The 1,214-nt window shown below is 59.2% G+C and carries 1 protein-coding gene; it reads left to right on the forward strand.

From position 1 onward, the window contains the following. Positions 1-1,176 (forward strand): elongation factor Tu (gene tuf / locus AC2FIP_RS20635; protein WP_496787995.1); only part of this gene is annotated, 1,176 nt, incomplete at its 5' end. Positions 1,177-1,214 lie beyond the last annotated feature (38 nt).

Raw genomic sequence — 1,214 nt, forward strand, 5'->3', positions numbered from 1 at the left:
ATGGCAAAGGAAAAGTTTGAGCGTAATAAGCCGCACGTCAACATTGGCACGATTGGGCACGTTGACCACGGCAAGACGACGCTGACCGCAGCGATCACCAAGTATTTTGGTGACTTCAAAGCGTATGACCAGATTGACGGCGCGCCGGAAGAGAAGGCCCGCGGCATCACCATCTCGACGGCCCACGTGGAATACGAGACCGACGCGCGTCACTACGCCCACGTTGACTGCCCCGGCCACGCCGACTACGTCAAGAACATGATCACTGGTGCGGCGCAAATGGACGGCGCGATCCTGGTTGTGAACGCGGCTGACGGCCCGATGCCTCAGACCCGCGAGCACATTCTGCTGGGCCGCCAGGTTGGCATCCCGACCATGGTCGTGTTCATGAACAAAGTTGACCAGGTTGACGACGAAGAGCTGCTGGAGCTGGTTGAAATGGAAATCCGCGAGCTGCTGAGCTCGTATGATTACCCTGGCGACGACATTCCGATCATTGCCGGTTCGGCACTGGCCGCGATGGAAGGCAACAACCCGGCAATCGGCGAAGAATCGATCCGCAAGCTGATGGCTGCCGTGGACGAGTACATCCCGACGCCTGAGCGCGCTGTTGACCAGCCGTTCCTGATGCCGGTCGAAGACGTGTTCTCGATCTCGGGCCGTGGTACAGTTGTGACCGGTCGTGTTGAGCGTGGCGTGATCAATGTTGGCGACGAGATCGAAATCGTCGGCATCCGCGACACCAAGAAAACCACCTGTACTGGTGTTGAAATGTTCCGCAAGCTGCTGGATCGTGGAGAAGCGGGCGACAACATCGGCGCGCTGCTGCGTGGTATCGACCGTGAAGGCGTTGAGCGTGGCCAGGTTCTGTGTAAGCCGGGTTCGGTTACACCGCACACCAAGTTCGAAGCCGAAGCCTATATCCTGACCAAGGAAGAGGGTGGCCGTCACACGCCGTTCTTCGCGAACTACCGTCCGCAGTTCTACTTCCGTACAACTGACGTGACCGGCACCGTGACCCTGGCAGCTGGCACCGAGATGGTTATGCCCGGCGACAACGTGTCGTTCGAGGTTGAGCTGATCGCACCGATCGCGATGGAAAACGGCCTGCGTTTCGCCATCCGCGAAGGCGGCCGCACCGTCGGCGCCGGCGTTGTGTCGAAAATCGTCGAGTAATTCGCGCAAGCGAATGATCAAATGGAAAGGGCGCCCAT

This window comes from Ruegeria sp. CDSB114, assembly GCF_059611025.1.